The sequence below is a fragment of the Tsuneonella rigui genome (assembly GCF_003958625.1).
GTDB classification, from domain to species: Bacteria; Pseudomonadota; Alphaproteobacteria; order Sphingomonadales; family Sphingomonadaceae; genus Tsuneonella; species Tsuneonella rigui.
Genome location: NZ_RSEL01000015.1, coordinates 1 through 13,410, shown reverse-complemented (window position 1 = coordinate 13,410; position 13,410 = coordinate 1). Strand labels below are relative to the sequence as shown.

The following is a 13,410-nucleotide window of genomic DNA, read 5'->3' as shown; positions in this document are numbered from 1 at the left end:
GCTCCGAGGGCGGCTTACCGCAGCTTACGAAAGAAGCCTGAAGCCACGCGCTGATAGCCGCTCTTCTCGAACAGCCGTGCCGAACCGGGGTTGTCTTCTAGCACCTCTGCTACGATGCACAATCCACGCCCTACGGTCCGTTCTCCCGCGGCGAGCAAATACTCGCCCAGGCCGAGGCCGTGCAGGTCGGGATCCAGATACAGCGAGACCTCGCACGAGCTTTCGTCGGCCCGGTCGAATCTGATAACGCCGATTGTAACTGGGCCGATCATGCCGACAAACACCTGCCGGTCAGGATCGCCAAGCGCCCGGTCCAACCACTCCATATGCGCGGCCAACTCGATTGGTTCGCCCTGGCGCGAAACCGCGCGGGTTACCGGATCGTTGCGCCATCGATGCATGATGGCCGCATCAGCCATGCTGGCGGGGCGTACGGACAGAGTCGAAGCGGCCAGGGCAAGCGCCGTACGGCGGGCGCCTTGTCCATCGACCAGTCGCCGTGCGTTGTCCGCCATGGATTGCCGCCGGGCGGGATCGGCCAGTAGCGCGCGCACTTCCACGGCGATGGCGGCCCGCGAGGGCTCGCAAGCGGCAACAATTCCCGCTGCCGCAAGGGCGGGGATGACTGCGCGCTGGTTTTCGGCAGTCATCACCAGCACGCTCGGCGCGCCAAGGCAGCAACGTTCCCAGGTCGCTCCCCCACCCGCGCCCACTTGGAGCCCGTGACGGGCAAAGAAACCGGCGAGATCGGGCAGATCGCATGACAGCATCGCATTCGGATCGGCGGTAACCGCGGCTTGAATCTCCGCCAGCCGTGGATCGTTCGTGCTCGCCACCACTTCAACCGCACCTTCGAACCCCGCATCTCGCACCGCGCTAAGGGCGACAGCGGAGATGCCCAGCTGATCGAACCCACCCATAAAAACGCCGATGCTGGTCACCTCGGCGACGCGATCCAGCGGCTTTGCCGCCGTATAGACCGGGCCGAGTAACGCAAACCGGGATCCCGCCAGGATGCGGGCTTTTCTCTGCAGGACGGCGCCATACTTGCCGGTCTGCCCGGCGCCGAAGTTAGGATCGATCACCATTTCAGCATCGAGCGCGCGGTCGGCGAGATCGTCGACGACAGCCACCCGGCTCTTTAGAACTGCGCGTATTCCTCGATGCCAGGTGGCGTCGAACGCATACGAGTCGACTACCATCCACTCGACTGGCCAGTCTGCCAAAGCCGCCGCGGTTTCGGCTATGTCGCGCTCGGTTGAGACTTCCGCCCACGCGGAGTGCGCGATGATGGGATCAGGGCTATTCGGCGTCGTCGGCCGGGGCAACACTGTCGCGGCAAATCCCGCCGCGCGTACTTCATCCTCGATCGGCAAACCGAGGTTTCGGGTAACGAAGCGCACCTCCGCCCCGATCTCTCGCAAGCCCGCCGCTAGAGCGAGGCAACGCCGGGCATGACCGATGCCGATGACCGGGGAGGCATCAACCCTGATAGCAACCTTCATTCGCCGACGGGAAGGCGGCTCGCGCGCCACAAGGCTTCGGCTCGCTCCCAGTCTTCAGGCGTGTCGATATCGACCGCCCGCCACGAGGGCAGGACGATCGCGCGCCCGTTGGCGTGGATGTTCTTCTCGGCCAGCCAGTTTTCGGCGGCGCCCCAATAGAACTGGCCCGCGTCAAAATACGCCGGCTCGAGGTCCTGTGTCCGGGTGGCCGCATACTGAGGGTCGAACGGCCCGACTTCGCCGCCGGGACCACGGCGCAGCGCTCGTTGAATGGGCGACGCGAAATGGGCGACCGGAAAAACGTAGTCGTCGCCGCCCGAAGCGTCGAGCAACGCAAGTGCTTCGCGCAAGTCGTCGGATTGGATGAAGGGGACGCCAGGATAGATGCAGCAAACGCGCGATGCATGCCAACCCAGCTCCTGGCAGGCGACAACGGCGTGCTTGATCACTGGCACTGTCGGGGTGAAGTCGTCCGCGAGTTCAGCAGGCCGCACAAACGGCACTTCGGCTCCCTCGGCGACGGCAATCTCGGCAATCTCGGGATCGTCGGTCGTCACCACGATGTGTGAAAACAGGGCGGACTCTCGCGCCGCGGCAATGGCATACGCAATCATCGGCCGACCCGCGAACAAGCGGACGTTCTTGCGCAAGATTCGTTTGCTGCCACCTCTCGCGGGGATGACCGCCAATGCCGATCCCCTGGATACCTCGCTCATAATGACCCCTTTGCTGCGGCGCGATCCACTAAGCGCGCGGTCCATCGAGTGCAATTGCTCTCGCTCTCGCTCTGGATTCGGCTAATGCGTTCGGCGTGAAGTCCGAGGTCCCGTCTGCCGCCGACGCGGAGTTGAATCCGCACGGCCTGATGCGCCCGGGCATTGGCAGCCTTGCGTTCCTGATCGTGATGCTGTCGGCGTCGGGACTGACCATGGCTCGAATGGCCTTGGTCGCCGGACTGCTGCCGACCTCCGACTTCGCGCGATACGCAACCATCGCCGCCTCCGGCGCATTCCTTGCTACCATCATCAGCTTCGGCGCGGTCGAGCAAACCATCAAGGGCTTCCCGCGGCTGGTCGAGGAAGGTCTCGGCCATCTGATGCGCGCGCGGTGTGTCGAGATCTTTCGCCTCCTCACCACGCGCACCGTACTCCTGAGTCTGCCCTTTTTTATCGTGGGAGAAGCGACCGGGATCGGTTGGCTGAGCGATCTGGCAATCTCGGGCGTCTATGCGCTGGTCACTGCGGGGATGGCGCTTGTCGCATCGATGCAACGGGCGATGAGCGATTCGCGCAAACTCGCCGCCGGAACTCTGTTGCGCACCGCCGTGGTCTTCGGCTGCGTCGCCCTTGCTGCCACTTCCTCCGGTCTGGGCCTCGTCTTGGCGACCGAGCTGATCGCGACGGCGGTGGTGTGCCTGTTCTCGGTCTGGTGGTTCGTGCCGGTCGCGCGCGCGCCACTCGGCGTTTCCGAGTATGCCGACAGTTTGGACCCACCCGCTACCGGTGGGGTTGCGGTATTTCTCGCCTTCAGCGCGATCAACGTGCCTTTCTATCTCGACCGCGTTTACGTCTCGGCCGTATTCGGCGGCGAAGTGGCGGGCCGTTACGCCGTTCTGGCTTTGTTCCTGACTGCCGCATCGCTGGTAGTGAACACTCTCGCCCAGCGCATCGGGCCGGACGCGATCCGGCTTGTAAAAAGGGAAGGATCCGCGCGCAGCGCGACGCGGCACCTAGTTACCTGGATCGGACTTTGTGCCGCCTTTTGGACCGTGGGGATCGCGATCGCGGCTTTCCTATTTGACCGGCCGGAAATACCAGAAGCGATCGCTCGATACGCGATCGAGCCGCGGATGCTGGCCCCGATTGCACTGTCGGGAATCCTGCTGAACACCGCTCTGCTCGAGTTTCTGCTCATCGCGCTCGACCGCGAGAAGGCACTCTTGCAGGCAGCCTTGGGCTTTCTGGCCGCCACGATGGTGGTCGCATTGGCGATTGCGCTGTCGGGAGCAGGTTTGGAGACGCTTATGTGGGCGATGGCCGCTTCGCGCCTGCTATATGCGCTGCTGTTGATCGCCGCGTTGCGCCTTTCGCTATCCGCGGATAGACGCACGGAGGACGCGCAGCAGGGCACGCACCCCGCGGGGCGCAGGAGCACAAGTCGTTGAAACTGCTAATCTGCATTGCGGGGCTGTTGTTCTGCCTGTTCCCCTACACGCAGGTCATACCGCTGGAGACTTACAACCAGCCTTACGCAAGTATCTTCGCCGGCCTGACGGTGGTGGTCACGTGGCCATTGTTGGTCGAGCGATTTCCGCGGATGGATGCTCTGGCGTTGATCACACTAGCGGTGATCGGGCTGTTGGCGTTCGTTCTGACATGTTTGCCCCGGCCCAACGCGCAAGAGGTGAAATACCTTCTCATCTATCTTTCGCCCGCCATTTTCGCTGCGGCCGGCTTTGCAACCGTTATCCTGTATCCAAAGCAAGCCGATCGCGCCGTGCTGTTCGCGGCCGTCGCATGGATTTTCGTAGGCCTGGTCCAGACCCTTTTTCAGCCGGACTTCGCGACCGGTCTGGTCGGGGTGTTCGGCAACGCTGCAGGTGACATCGTCGACTCCGGCCGCGGCACACTGGGCTTGGCGCCGGAACCGACCCACTTCGGCTTCCACATGATCATCTTGGCGGCCGCATTGCTGCTAGTAGGTGGCCGGAATGGGATGGCTATCGCGTGTCTGGTAACTGCGGTCCTAATCGCGCGATCATCGAGCGCGGTGCTCTCGTTGGCGCTGGGGGGCTTCATTTTCTTATGCCTGTTCGCCAAGTGGGCGCGTCTCGGGCTGCTGCTGATCGTCCCGTTTTATTTGATGGTCGGAGCAATCGTTCACAGCGGAGCTCTTCCTGCCGATCTTCGCATCACCAGCCTGCTGACCGAGTTCTATCAAGACCCGCTGTATCTGGTCACCAGCGACGCGAGCACCAACGCGCGGCTGGGCGGCATCTACGTCGGCGTTCAAGAAATCTTCAAGAATCTATTCTTACCCGCAGGGCTCAGCAGCGAAACGTGGCTCGCCCGGGTAGGACCGATCATGTCGGAGAACCTGTGGCTGATGAATTTGAGCTACAGCGGAATACCTTCGGGAATACTGATCGTTATCTATCAGATCGGCATTTTCGGTCTGTTGCTCCTGGGGTTCCTCCTTTATCGGCTTCTCACTGGACTCCGCTCCCATTTCGAAACGCTGTTGATCTGCGCCGCGGTCTTCGTGTTCTTCTCCCAGTATTTGATTTCAACGCCGGGGTTTGGCTTGCTTTACGGACTCGCGCTGGCTCGCCGACAGGTCGGTATTGCCTCCACCAACCGCGGCGACTCATATGTCGCGGCGAGGGTACAGCACCGGCAGCGCCATCCTTATGCGACGCCCGTAGAGGCATAGATCGAAGGCCCGAAGACAGTGCGTATCGTCATCACCGGAGGGATGGGCTTCATCGGCCAGGCGCTGGCGCGACGGTTGATCGGCGCGGGTCACGTCGTCGTGCTGGTCGACAATCTCTCGCCACAAATCCACGGCGAACTGCCCACGTTGTCAGTCCCAGAGGGATCGTCGCTCAAGCGCCTAGACGTGCGCGAAATCGCAGATCAGCCGGCCCTGCTGGACGGGTGCGACGCGGTGTACCACCTCGCCGCGGAGACCGGCACGGCGCAATCGATGTACCGCGTCCGCCACTATGTCGGGGTCAATGAGTTCGGGACTGCCGCGCTCCTCGAGGCCTTGGCCGCATGCGCCAAGCGGCCGCGTCGGGTAATCCTCGCCTCCAGCCGCAGCGTCTACGGAGAAGGTGCCTACGTCGATCCGCGCGCACCAGATCAGATGCTTCAGCCGCCGAGCCGTTCAGCCGAGCAGCTCGCCGCTCATGGGTGGGAATTGCAAGCTCCTGATGGCTATCCCCTCACCCCAGTCCCGACCGCCGAAGACCTGCCGTTCGCTCCCGGTTCGGTCTATGCCGCGACCAAGGCCGCACAAGAACTGCTGCTGCGTGCCAGCGCACCGGCACTCGGTATCAAGCCTGTGATCTTGCGCTTCCAGAATGTGTACGGTGAGGGGCAATCGCTGCAGAACCCGTACACCGGCATCATCTCGATCTTCTTCAATCGCGCGCGCCAGGGCCTCGGCATTCCCCTCTACGAGGATGGGTTCGAGAGCCGCGACTTCATCCACATCGACGACATCGTCGCCGGACTCGTGGCCGCACTTGATGCCGACTTACCTGATGGTTTGGCGATCAACCTCGGAGCCGGGACCCCGACGACAGTCACCGAACTGGCCGAAGCGCTGGTCGCCGCGAGTGGGCACCAGGTGCCCATTACCGTGACCGGTCAGTACCGCGTGGGCGACATCCGGCACTGCTTCGCCGACATGCGGCGCGCGAAGGAGCGTCTGGGGATCGTTCCGCAAGTGTCGCTCGCCACAGGCCTCGCCCGGTTCTGCGCTTGGGCAGAAAGCCAGCCGGTGTTCGAAGACGGCTCCAACAAGGCGCTCGCGGAGTTGCGCGCGCGTAACCTCGCATCCGCCGAGTGATCGGCGTCTCGCAATCCAAGATGCCCGCCGAAGATCTCTCGCTCGCCGGCGCGCGGGTGCTCCTGATTGCCCCGAGATTCTTCGGCTACGACGAAGCGATGGCCCGCGAGCTCACGCGGCGCGGCGCGCACGTCGATGCGATGGCCGACCGGCCGCTCTCCTCGCCTTGGTATCACGCCGCCGCACGTTTCCTGCCGAGCCAGATTCGCGGGATCACCGAACGGCACTACCGCAAACTGCTCGCGGGTTTCGCCCGCTCTTCCTACGATCACGTGCTGGTCGTAAATGGCCAGACGGTTTCCCCTGGCCTCATCGCCGAGCTTCGGCGCAAGCACCCGGGCGCACGGTTCACGTTTTACCTGTGGGACTCACTCGCAAACCGCGCGAGTGCGCTGGAACTGGTACCGTTCTTCGATCGCGCCTTCAGCTTCGAACCGGAGGCGGCCCGGCGCCATGGCTTGCGCTTCCGCCCCCTGTTCTTCGACGATCACGCGAGCGAGACGAGTGGGCACGCGAACGAGTACGACATATCGTTTATTGGCACTGCGCACACCGATCGCCACCGCGTGGTCGAGCGCCTGAACGCAACGCTCGCGCCCGATTTGCGGCGCTTCTGGTATCTCTACCTGCAGGCACCGTGGGTCCTGCGTGCATACCGCCTGACCAATCCTCACTTCCGCGGTGCGCAAGCCGAACAATTTCGCTTCGCCCCGCTCAGCCGCGCCGAAAGTCAGCGGGTGTTCGAGACCAGCCGGGCGATCCTCGATATCGAGCATCTGCGCCAGACTGGCCTGACAATGCGCACGCTGGAGGTGCTCGGCGCGGGCAAGAAGCTTGTCACCACCAATGCTGCGATCCGCGACTACGCTTTTTACGACCCCGCACGGATCGAAGTGATCGATCGAGCCTGCCCGCGCGTTCCGGATAGCTTTTTACGCACCGATGCGGCGCCGCTGGCACCGGAAGTCCGCTACCGCTACAGCCTGGCGGGATGGATCGACGAACTGCTGAGCGACGAGGACCAGTCGGCGGTCCACTTGAAGTCGGGCCCGTGGCCGTAGTGCCAGGGTATCAACAGCGGTCGCTCGGCGAACTTCTCGCGTCGGACCTCGAGCGCTATTTTTTCTACTACGGCCAGCCCGGGCGGCGCGTGCGCAAACGCGATTTGTGGCGCAATTTCCTCAACCCGCGCTGCTTGCCGGTCGCGCTCTACCGTCTCGCGCATGCCGCGCACCGGCGCCGGAACAGCGCGATCGCGAAGCTGCTGACGTGGTTCAACTTCTACCTCCACGGGCTGGAAATCTCATCCGCCTGCGAGATCGGGCCGCATTTCTTCATGCCGCATGTCGCGGGCACGGTGATAGGCGCGAACCGCATTGGCGCCTACGCGGTGATCTACCACCAGGTTACGCTGGGGGCGAAGGAGATCGAGTCCGCACACGAACAGCGCCCCACGGTGGGCGACCGCGCGTTCATCGCTTCGGGCGCGAAGGTGATCGGCCCGATCGCCCTGGGCAATGACGTAGTGGTTGGCGCAAACGCGGTCGTTACGCGCTCATGCGGCGATGCCGTCACGCTGACCGGCATTCCCGCCAGTGCAAAGCCACGTGCCCTCAGCGGCGACGAACTCTAGAATGCGCGTGCTGGTCACGGGTGCGGCCGGCTTCATCGGCGCCGCAGTCAGCGAAGAGCTCGCCGCCCGCGGCGACCGCGTGCTCGGGATCGACAGCCTCAACCATTACTATCCGGTGTCGCTCAAGCGCGACCGGCTGGCGCGTGTCGCGGCTGCAGCGGGAGATGCCTTTGCGTTCATGCAGGTCGACTTTGCCGACCGCAGCGCATTGGACGCCGCTCTCGCTGGCGAGAGTTTCGACGCTATCGTGCACCTCGGTGCGCAGCCTGGGGTCCGCTACAGCCTCGAAAATCCGCACGCCTACGTCGAATCCAACGTGGTCGGGCACCTCAACGTCCTTGAAGTCGCGCGCGCGCGGCAGATCGCGCACATGGTCTACGCGAGTTCCAGCTCGGTGTACGGCGGGAACGACAAGGTGCCGTTCGCGGTCGAGGATCGGGTGGATCGCCCATGGTCACTCTATGCGGCGACCAAAAAGACCGACGAGCTGTTCAGCGAGACCTACGCGCACCTCTATCGTCTCCCGCTCACCGGCTTGCGGTTCTTCACCGTGTACGGACCGTGGGGACGGCCCGACATGATGCCGTGGATCTTCACCTCTAGAATCCTCAAGGGCGAGCCCATCCCGGTGTTCAACCACGGCGACATGCGGCGCGATTTTACCTACATCGACGATATCGTCGCGGGCGTGCTCGCTTGTCTGGATCGCCCGCCTGCGGACGATGGCGCGTCGAAACCGGGTGGAAGTGTGACCCCGCACGCGATCTACAACATCGGTAACAACCGGCCCGAACCGCTGATGAAGGTCATCGGCGTGATCGAGGACGCCTGCGGGCGCAAGGCGGAGATCGATTTCCGACCCATGCAGCCCGGCGATGTGCCGCAGACCTACGCCGATATTGACGCCATCACCCGCGACACCGGCTACGCGCCGACCACGCCGGTCGAGGTGGGTTTCCCGCGCTTCGTTGACTGGTTTCGCGATTACCACGGGCTCTAGCGCGCGAGCAGCTCCACGATTCGCTCGACCGCGCGCCCATCGCCGAACGGATTGTGCGCGCGGGCCATGGCGGCGTAGGCTTCCGGGTCATCGAGCAAGCGCGTAGCTTGGGCGACGATGCGGTCGGCATCGGTCCCGACCAGCTTGGCGGTCCCGGCCTCCACCCCCTCGGGCCGTTCGGTCGTCTCGCGCATCACCAGCACCGGCTTGCCGAGCGCGGGCGCCTCTTCCTGCACCCCGCCGCTGTCGGTCAGCATCAGCGTGCTGATGTCGAGCAGACGGGCGAAATGCGGGTAGTCGAGCGGCTCGATCAGCGCGATGTTGTCGAGGTCCGGAAGCCGAGCATTCATCACCGCGCGCACGTTGGGGTTGAGGTGCACGGGGAAGATCACCGCCACATCGGCCCGCGCGGCCAGGCGGGTGACCGCCTCGGCTATCGCCTCCATGCCCTCACCGAAGTTCTCGCGCCGATGGCTGGTCATACCGATGATCCGCTTGCCCGCGAAGCGTGCCTCAAGGTGAGCCAGACCTGAGGCCAGCGCCGGTTCGCGCGCAACCTTCGCCGTCACCCAATGCAGCGCATCGATCACTGTGTTGCCGGTGACATAGATCGTCGCCGGATCAACGTTTTCGCGCCGGAGTGCCTCGGCCGCGGTTTCGGTTGGGGCGAGATGGAGCGCGGCGAAGCTGCCGACGATCTTGCGGTTGACCTCTTCGGGCCACGGATGGTGGATGTTGCCACTCCTGAGGCCCGCCTCGACGTGGGCGACCGGAATCTTGCGGTAGTAGGCGGCGAGCGCCCCGGCCATCGCGGTGGCGGTGTCGCCCTGGACCACCACCCAATCGGGCCGCTCTTCATCGAGCACTTTGCCGATGCCGGTCAGCAGCGCGGCGGTGAGCGCATCAAGCGTCTGATCGGGCCGCATCAGGTCGAGATCGTGGTCCGGTCGGATGCCGGCGATCTCGAGCACCTGGTCGAGCATCCCGCGATGCTGGCCCGACACGCACACGCGGCTGTCGAAGCGATCGTCGGCGTCGAGCGCGTGGATCAGCGGGAACAGCTTGATCGCCTCGGGACGGGTCCCGAACACGGTGAGGATTTTGCGCGCCGTCATGCGAGGCGCATTAACCACGAAAGATTAAGAGCGGCTATCCGCCCGCGCGCCGATCACTGGGGCGGCTGGGTCAGCGGCGTGGTGGTGCTGGTCGTAGGCGCCTGTTCGCCAGGCAACACGCCTTCGCGCTCGCGTTCGAGGCGGTCCATGTATTCCTTCTCGATCTGCTCGACCCGGCCCTGCTCGGCGGCGGCATCGGCATCGATGGTCGAGAGGCGCTCGGCACGGGCGGCGGCGATCAGTTCGGAGAAACGGGCTGCGGAGCCCTCGCGCTTGTCGGCGGCGGCGGCGTTGATCAGCTGCTGAGTGCAGCCGGTGAAGCCGCCCAGCCCGGCGGGCGAGCATGACATCGTGCCGAACGCGCCGACCATGTCGAGCCGCTCGACCCGGCGGGCCCAGGCCATATTGGCGGGATCGTCGCTGAAGCGGAGCGCCTCCGGAATGCGGTAGCGGTCGCCCTCGGGCAGGCGCGCGACGACGACGATCTCGTCGCCCTGCGGCGGGGCCACCTCGTCGTTGCCGTAGGCGATGACCATGCGGACCTTGTCGCCGCCGGTGTCCTGTGCCGCGACGGGAGCGGCGACGGCGGCAAGCGCGAGCACGGGAAGCAGGCGGCGGATCATCGGTTTCGTCCTATCTTGGTCGGCGCACAAATGGTTCAACCTCGGGCACTGAACTACTGCTGAAGCGCGCCAGGCGCGGGCAAGGTTCCTCAAATCCGCTCGGCCAGCCGGATCGCGACCCGGCAACCCAGCCGGATCGCGCCCGACAGGAGGGGGTAGGCGGGCGCCCGCTCCGCCCCGGCGGCGAGCGCGGCGGCGTGATGGGCGCGTTCGTCTTCGCGGAATTCGGCGACCATCGCGGTCAGCTCGGGATCGTCGTTGGTTTTCTCGAGCTCGTCGAGCTGGGCGGAATAATGCTTGTCGATCTCTTCCTCGACCGCGGCGGTGCAGGCCATCGCAGCTTCGGGGCCGATCAGGGCAGTCGCAGCCCCGAGCGCGAAGCCGGCGACCGACCAGAACGGCTGCAGCGCGGTCGGGCGGACGCCGCGCGCCGCCATCAGGGCATCGAACTTCGCCCGGTGCGCCGCTTCCTGGCGCGCCATCGCGGCGATCTCGCCGGCGTGGGGAGCACGGTCGCCCATCACCGCGAGCTGGCCGGCGTATATGCGGGTCGCACCGTATTCGCCTGCCTGGTCGACGCGGATCATGCGGTGCGAGGGGGCTTCGGTCATCGGGTCTTTCGGCGCAGCAGGAGCAGGATCGCTATTCCGCTAACGCTCGAGATGAGGAAGTTCCACCCGGCGAGCGAAATCCCGGCCAAGCTCCACTGCACTTCGTCACAGCGCACCAGCGGCGCGTTCATGATCGCTTCCAAGGGATCGCCGCCGCCAAGACTGGGCGTGCTGCAGGCGGTGAGCCCTTCCCACCAGCCGTATTCTACCCCGGCGTGAAACCCGCCGATCAGCCCCGCGACCAGGATCGCCAGCCCGGCAAGGCCGATCCATACCCGCTTGGGCGCCGCCACCGTCGACAACAGCGCGATCCCGAGCGCGGCGAAGTGGGCATAACGCTGCCACCAGCACATCTCGCACGGCACCAGCCCGAAGCCGTATTCCGAGAGATACGCCCCGCCGAGCAACAGCGCGGGCACCCCCAGCGCGAGCCGCTGGGCGAGTTTCTCCGACGAAGTCAGCGCCATCAGCGGCGCGCCATCGCATTCGGCGAGGTGCGGCGCAGCGTTTCGAGCGCGTAGTTCAATTGGAAGTCCTCGATTCCCTTGGCCTTCACTTCGGCGGCGGTGAGGGTGAAGCGCGGATCGTCCTTGCGATCCTTTTCCAGGTCCTCGTCCTTCAGCGCCGCCTCGTTGACCAAATGCCCGCGCAGGTCGGATTCGCGCAGGCGGAACTTGTCCTTCTTGGCCAGATCGGGATCAGAGAGCTGCGGCACCGCGATGTCGGGATCGATCCCGCCTTCCTGCACCGAGTGGCCCGACGGCGTGTAGTAGCGCGCGGTGGTCAGCTTGAGCGCGGCGGTTTGGCCGAGCGGCAGCAGCGTCTGTACGCTGCCCTTGCCGAAGCTACGCTCGCCCATCACCAGCGCCCGGCGGTGATCCTGCAGCGCGCCGGCGACGATCTCGCTCGCCGAGGCTGAACCGGCGTCGATCAGCACGATCAGCGGCACCCCGCCCGCCATGTCGCCCTTGAACACGCTCTCGGCGTCGTAGACGATCGATTCGCCTTTCGCGCGGCCGCGCTGCGAGACGATCTGGCCCTTGTCGAGGAACAGGTCGGAGAGCGCGACCGCTTCGTCGAGCGAGCCGCCCGGGTTCTGCCGCAGATCGAGCACCAGGCCGTTCATCCGGCCGCCCGCCTCGCGCTTCAGTTTCTGCCACTCGGCGAACACGTCCGAGCCGACATCGCGGCTGAACTCGTTGACCGAGATGTAACCGATGTTGGCCGCCTCGAGCTTGCTGGTGACCGGTTCGAGATCGATCGTGCCGCGGGTGACGGTGACGTCGAACGGCTCGTCGCGGCCGGGTCGGAAGATGGTCAGGCGGATCGAGCTGCCGGCGGGCCCGCGCATCTTGGCGACCGCGTCGTCGAGCTCCCCGCCGTAGACCAGCGTGCCGTCGAGGTGGGTGATGTAGTCGCCCGCCTTGATGCCCATCTTGTCCGCCGGGCTGCCCTTGAACGGGCTCACCACCTTGACCGCACCGTCGTCCATCACGACCGACAGGCCGAGACCCGAATAGTTGCCGTCGATCATCGTCTCCAACCGCTGGAGATCGCCGCCGTCGAGGTAGGCCGAGTGCGGATCGAGGCTGGCGAGCATCCCGTCGATCGCGCCGCGGATCAGCTTGTCGTCGTCGACCGGCTCGACGTAGCTCGCCTTGATCCGCTGGTAGACCGCGAACAGCTTGGCGAACTCCGGCCCCGCGCGGCCATCGACCTGGGCGAGCCCGGCGGTGGTGGCGGGGAGCAGCGCGACCGCGCTGACCAGCGCGGCGGAGCGGATGAGAGCGGCAAATTTCATCGCGTGATATCCCGGTAGGTTTCGCGCATGTTCTATCGTGCGGGTGGCGTTAACGCCAGATGAGGCTTGGCACCTGTCTCAGCGCAGGAATTCGAGCGGGTTGACCGGCTGTCCCGCGCGCCGCAGCTCGAACCCGACGATCGCGCGGCCCGAGCCAGCAACACCCAGCGGCGCGCCGGCGACCAGTTCCTCGCCGACGGTGACGTCCACCCGGGCAAGACCGGTGACGAGACTGGTGAACCCGCCCGGGTGCTCGATGATGACGATCCGGTCGAACCCGCGGAACGGACCGGCAAACGCCACGCGGCCCGCGGCGGGGGCGACGATCTGCGCGGCGTCGGCGGGCGACAGCGACAGCCCGCGCGAGCGGCCGCCGTCGTCGCGCGCCTCACCGAAACCAGCGATCGTGCGCCCGGTGACCGGAAGCTGGAACGCGGGCGTGGCGGTGGGAGATGCGAGCGGTGCGGGGCCGGGGTCGATCACCTCGCTCGCGCCCGGGCGCGGCGGGCGCAAGATCGGGCCGGGCAGCGCGGCGAGCTGGCGGCGC

General features: G+C 65.5%; 14 protein-coding genes. 6 read left to right on the top strand and 8 right to left on the bottom strand.

Annotated features, from left to right (window positions below; all coding sequences use genetic code 11):
* Positions 1–14 precede the first annotated feature (14 nt).
* Both pseG and pseF read right to left on the bottom strand, forming a co-directional pair.
* Entirely contained in the window at positions 15–1,505 is a 1,491-nt protein-coding gene (pseG, locus tag ELY12_RS06970; RefSeq protein ID WP_126175987.1) for a UDP-2,4-diacetamido-2,4,6-trideoxy-beta-L-altropyranose hydrolase, read from the bottom strand.
* Complete coding sequence (gene pseF / locus ELY12_RS06965; protein ID WP_126175986.1) at positions 1,502–2,221, bottom strand: pseudaminic acid cytidylyltransferase; 720 nt, start codon at positions 2,219–2,221, stop codon at positions 1,502–1,504. The genes pseG and pseF overlap by 4 nt, the downstream gene beginning before the upstream one ends.
* 95 nt (positions 2,222–2,316) lie before the next feature.
* Between pseF and ELY12_RS06960 the strand changes: the two genes are divergently transcribed.
* Genes ELY12_RS06960 through ELY12_RS06935 form a run of 6 tightly spaced genes read left to right on the top strand, consistent with a single transcriptional unit; the run spans position 2,317 to position 8,713 of the window.
* Entirely contained in the window at positions 2,317–3,669 is a 1,353-nt protein-coding gene (locus tag ELY12_RS06960) for a polysaccharide biosynthesis protein (protein ID WP_126175985.1), read from the top strand.
* Positions 3,666–4,937 carry a hypothetical protein gene (locus tag ELY12_RS06955; protein ID WP_126175984.1) on the top strand — a complete coding sequence of 424 codons (1,272 nt, stop codon included), beginning with the start codon at positions 3,666–3,668 and terminating at the stop codon, positions 4,935–4,937. The genes ELY12_RS06960 and ELY12_RS06955 overlap by 4 nt, the downstream gene beginning before the upstream one ends.
* Before the next feature lie 18 nt (positions 4,938–4,955).
* Complete coding sequence (locus tag ELY12_RS06950) at positions 4,956–6,080, top strand: NAD-dependent epimerase/dehydratase family protein (RefSeq protein ID WP_126175983.1); 1,125 nt, start codon at positions 4,956–4,958, stop codon at positions 6,078–6,080.
* A 20-nt stretch (positions 6,081–6,100) separates the two neighbouring features.
* The gene (locus ELY12_RS06945) at positions 6,101–7,141 is read left to right on the top strand and encodes a WaaS/CpsH family glycosyltransferase (RefSeq protein ID WP_126175982.1); all 1,041 of its coding nucleotides are present in this window, start codon (positions 6,101–6,103) and stop codon (positions 7,139–7,141) included.
* Positions 7,141–7,713 (top strand): serine O-acetyltransferase, encoded by a 573-nt coding sequence (locus ELY12_RS06940; RefSeq protein ID WP_164549435.1) that lies wholly within the window; start codon positions 7,141–7,143, stop codon positions 7,711–7,713. Before ELY12_RS06945 ends, ELY12_RS06940 begins: the two co-directional genes overlap by 1 nt.
* A 1-nt stretch (position 7,714) precedes the next feature.
* Positions 7,715–8,713: an NAD-dependent epimerase/dehydratase family protein gene (locus tag ELY12_RS06935; RefSeq protein ID WP_126175980.1), complete on the top strand. Its 999-nt coding sequence runs from the start codon at positions 7,715–7,717 to the stop codon at positions 8,711–8,713.
* Here the strand turns inward: ELY12_RS06935 and wecB are convergent.
* The 6 genes from wecB to ELY12_RS06905 all read right to left on the bottom strand — a co-directional run.
* Positions 8,710–9,828, bottom strand: a complete 1,119-nt coding sequence (gene wecB / locus ELY12_RS06930; RefSeq protein ID WP_126175979.1) for a non-hydrolyzing UDP-N-acetylglucosamine 2-epimerase — start codon at positions 9,826–9,828, stop codon at positions 8,710–8,712. The genes ELY12_RS06935 and wecB overlap by 4 nt on opposite strands.
* Before the next feature lie 53 nt (positions 9,829–9,881).
* Positions 9,882–10,451 (bottom strand): hypothetical protein, encoded by a 570-nt coding sequence (locus tag ELY12_RS06925; protein WP_126175978.1) that lies wholly within the window; start codon positions 10,449–10,451, stop codon positions 9,882–9,884.
* A gap of 89 nt (positions 10,452–10,540) precedes the next feature.
* The gene (locus ELY12_RS06920) at positions 10,541–11,062 is read right to left on the bottom strand and encodes a demethoxyubiquinone hydroxylase family protein (protein WP_126175977.1); all 522 of its coding nucleotides are present in this window, start codon (positions 11,060–11,062) and stop codon (positions 10,541–10,543) included.
* On the bottom strand, positions 11,059–11,529 hold the full coding sequence (locus tag ELY12_RS06915) for a disulfide bond formation protein B (RefSeq protein WP_126175976.1): 471 nt from the start codon (positions 11,527–11,529) through the stop codon (positions 11,059–11,061). Before ELY12_RS06915 ends, ELY12_RS06920 begins: the two co-directional genes overlap by 4 nt.
* Positions 11,529–12,863, bottom strand: coding sequence for a S41 family peptidase (locus ELY12_RS06910; RefSeq protein WP_126175975.1), 1,335 nt, complete (start codon positions 12,861–12,863; stop codon positions 11,529–11,531). Before ELY12_RS06910 ends, ELY12_RS06915 begins: the two co-directional genes overlap by 1 nt.
* A gap of 78 nt (positions 12,864–12,941) precedes the next feature.
* Positions 12,942–13,410, bottom strand: a 469-nt coding sequence (locus tag ELY12_RS06905) for a murein hydrolase activator EnvC family protein (RefSeq protein ID WP_164549434.1), incomplete at its 5' end; no start/stop codon positions are given.

Excerpts from the sequence above, each read along its gene's own strand:
- ELY12_RS06945 (WP_126175982.1), top strand. The coding sequence starts at position 6,101 with ATGCCCGCCGAAGATCTCTCGCTCGCCGGCGCGCGGGTGCTCCTGATT.
- ELY12_RS06915 (WP_126175976.1), bottom strand. The coding sequence starts at position 11,529 with ATGGCGCTGACTTCGTCGGAGAAACTCGCCCAGCGGCTCGCGCTGGGG.
- ELY12_RS06910 (WP_126175975.1), bottom strand. The coding sequence starts at position 12,863 with ATGAAATTTGCCGCTCTCATCCGCTCCGCCGCGCTGGTCAGCGCGGTC.
- ELY12_RS06920 (WP_126175977.1), bottom strand. The coding sequence starts at position 11,062 with ATGACCGAAGCCCCCTCGCACCGCATGATCCGCGTCGACCAGGCAGGC.
- ELY12_RS06935 (WP_126175980.1), top strand. The coding sequence starts at position 7,715 with ATGCGCGTGCTGGTCACGGGTGCGGCCGGCTTCATCGGCGCCGCAGTC.
- ELY12_RS06925 (WP_126175978.1), bottom strand. The coding sequence starts at position 10,451 with ATGATCCGCCGCCTGCTTCCCGTGCTCGCGCTTGCCGCCGTCGCCGCT.
- pseF (WP_126175986.1), bottom strand. The coding sequence starts at position 2,221 with ATGAGCGAGGTATCCAGGGGATCGGCATTGGCGGTCATCCCCGCGAGA.
- pseG (WP_126175987.1), bottom strand. The coding sequence starts at position 1,505 with ATGAAGGTTGCTATCAGGGTTGATGCCTCCCCGGTCATCGGCATCGGT.
- wecB (WP_126175979.1), bottom strand. The coding sequence starts at position 9,828 with ATGACGGCGCGCAAAATCCTCACCGTGTTCGGGACCCGTCCCGAGGCG.